This is a genomic window from Duffyella sp. Ts4 (assembly GCF_051851875.1).
GTDB classification, from domain to species: domain Bacteria; phylum Pseudomonadota; class Gammaproteobacteria; order Enterobacterales; family Enterobacteriaceae; genus Duffyella; species Duffyella gerundensis.
Window position 1 is genome coordinate 1 of the sequence record NZ_JBLYPN010000035.1, and the last position, 3,204, is coordinate 3,204.

General features: G+C 55.0%; 2 rRNA genes. Both read right to left on the reverse strand.

Annotated elements, in window-relative coordinates:
* Positions 1–66 (reverse strand): 5S ribosomal RNA (gene rrf, locus ACJY2L_RS20695); the annotation flags it as partial.
* Positions 67–161: 95 nt separating this feature from the next.
* Positions 162–3,066 (reverse strand): 23S ribosomal RNA (locus tag ACJY2L_RS20700).
* Positions 3,067–3,204 lie beyond the last annotated feature (138 nt).

Sequence of the window (3,204 nt, forward strand, 5' to 3'; positions counted from 1 at the left end):
GCTACGGCGTTTCACTTCTGAGTTCGGCATGGGGTCAGGTGGGACCACCGCGCTAGTGCCGCCAGGCAAATTCTGTTCCGGACCCCCCAAAGGGCGGGCCCGCTAATCCGGTACGTGCTGAAAATTGAAACCGCGTCACTGCAAAACGCCTGTGGCGTTGTAAGGTTAAGCCTCACGGGTCATTAGTACCGGTTAGCTCAACGCATCGCTGCGCTTACACACCCGGCCTATCAACGTCGTAGTCTTCAACGTCCCTTCAGGAGACTTATAGTCTCAGGGAGAACTCATCTCGGGGCAAGTTTCGCGCTTAGATGCTTTCAGCGCTTATCTTTTCCGCATTTAGCTACCGGGCAGTGCCATTGGCATGACAACCCGAACACCAGTGATGCGTCCACTCCGGTCCTCTCGTACTAGGAGCAGCCCCCCTCAGTTCTCCAGCGCCCACGGCAGATAGGGACCGAACTGTCTCACGACGTTCTAAACCCAGCTCGCGTACCACTTTAAACGGCGAACAGCCGTACCCTTGGGACCTACTTCAGCCCCAGGATGTGATGAGCCGACATCGAGGTGCCAAACACCGCCGTCGATATGAACTCTTGGGCGGTATCAGCCTGTTATCCCCGGAGTACCTTTTATCCGTTGAGCGATGGCCCTTCCATTCAGAACCACCGGATCACTATGACCTGCTTTCGCACCTGCTCGAGCCGTCACTCTCGCAGTCAAGCCAGCTTATGCCATTGCACTAACCTCACGATGTCCGACCGTGATTAGCTGACCTTCGTGCTCCTCCGTTACGCTTTGGGAGGAGACCGCCCCAGTCAAACTACCCACCAGACACTGTCCGCACCCCGGATCACGGGGCCACGTTAGAACATCAAACGTTAAAGGGTGGTATTTCAAGGTTGGCTCCACGCGGACTGGCGTCCGCGCTTCAAAGCCTCCCACCTATCCTACACATCAAGGCTCAATGTTCAGTGTCAAGCTGTAGTAAAGGTTCACGGGGTCTTTCCGTCTTGCCGCGGGTACACTGCATCTTCACAGCGAGTTCAATTTCACTGAGTCTCGGGTGGAGACAGCCTGGCCATCATTACGCCATTCGTGCAGGTCGGAACTTACCCGACAAGGAATTTCGCTACCTTAGGACCGTTATAGTTACGGCCGCCGTTTACCGGGGCTTCGATCAGGAGCTTCTCTTGCGATAACCCCATCAATTAACCTTCCGGCACCGGGCAGGCGTCACACCGTATACGTCCACTTTCGTGTTTGCACAGTGCTGTGTTTTTAATAAACAGTTGCAGCCAGCTGGTATCTTCGACTGGCCTCGGCTCGGGGAGCAAGTCCCTCCACCTACGCGCCAGCGTGCCTTCTCCCGAAGTTACGGCACCATTTTGCCTAGTTCCTTCACCCGAGTTCTCTCAAGCGCCTTGGTATTCTCTACCTGACCACCTGTGTCGGTTTGGGGTACGATTTGATGCTGCCTGATGCTTAGAGGCTTTTCCTGGAAGCAGGGTATCAGTTGCTTCAGCACCGTAGTGCCTCGTCGTCACGCCTCAGTGTTAAAGTGAACCGGATTTGCCTGGAACACACACCTACACGCTTAAACCGGGACAACCGTCGCCCGGCCAACCTAACCTTCTCCGTCCCCCCTTCGCAGCAACACCGAGTACAGGAATATTAACCTGTTTCCCATCGACTACGCCTTTCGGCCTCGCCTTAGGGGTCGACTCACCCTGCTCCGATTAACGTTGAACAGGAACCCTTGGTCTTCCGGCGAGCGGGCTTTTCACCCGCTTTATCGTTACTTATGTCAGCATTCGCACTTCTGATACCTCCAGCAGACCTCACGGTCCACCTTCGACGGCTTACAGAACGCTCCCCTACCCAACAACGCTTGCGCGCCGCTGCCGCAGCTTCGGTGCATGGTTTAGCCCCGTTACATCTTCCGCGCAGGCCGACTCGACCAGTGAGCTATTACGCTTTCTTTAAATGATGGCTGCTTCTAAGCCAACATCCTGGCTGTCTGGGCCTTCCCACATCGTTTCCCACTTAACCATGACTTTGGGACCTTAGCTGGCGGTCTGGGTTGTTTCCCTCTTCACGACGGACGTTAGCACCCGCCGTGTGTCTCCCGTGATAACATTCTTCGGTATTCGCAGTTTGCATCGGGTTGGTAAGCCGGGATGGCCCCCTAGCCGAAACAGTGCTCTACCCCCGAAGATGAGTTCACGAGGCGCTACCTAAATAGCTTTCGGGGAGAACCAGCTATCTCCCGGTTTGATTGGCCTTTCACCCCCAGCCACAGGTCATCCGCTAATTTTTCAACATTAGTCGGTTCGGTCCTCCAGTTAGTGTTACCCAACCTTCAACCTGCCCATGGCTAGATCACCGGGTTTCGGGTCTATACCCTGCAACTTAACGCCCAGTTAAGACTCGGTTTCCCTGCGGCTCCCCTATACGGTTAACCTTGCTACAGAATATAAGTCGCTGACCCATTATACAAAAGGTACGCAGTCACACCACGAAGGTGCTCCCACTGCTTGTACGTACACGGTTTCAGGTTCTGTTTCACTCCCCTCGCCGGGGTTCTTTTCGCCTTTCCCTCACGGTACTGGTTCACTATCGGTCAGTCAGGAGTATTTAGCCTTGGAGGATGGTCCCCCCATATTCAGACAGGATACCACGTGTCCCGCCCTACTCTTCGAACTCACAGCAGGTGCATTTTTGTGTACGGGACTGTCACCCTGTACCGTGCGACTTTCCAGACGCTTCCACTAATGCACAAGCTGATGATGGTTCCGGGCTCCTCCCCGTTCGCTCGCCGCTACTGGGGGAATCTCGGTTGATTTCTTTTCCTCGGGGTACTTAGATGTTTCAGTTCCCCCGGTTCGCCTTGCAGCACTATGTATTCATGCTGCAATGATGCACCTGAGTGCACCGGGTTTCCCCATTCGGGTATCGTCGGCTGTTGCGGTTCATATCACCTTACCGACGCTTATCGCAGATTAGCACGCCCTTCATCGCCTCTGACTGCCTGGGCATCCACCGTGTACGCTTCGTCACTTAACCTCACAACCCACAGGCGTCTCGTGAGACGCTGCGGTCATAAGCGTGACGCGAACACGCCGCTTTCGGCGCCCCTTATTACGGAGGGACGCGACGGCGTGTCGTTTCAATTTTCAGCTTGTTCCGGATTGTTAAAGAGCA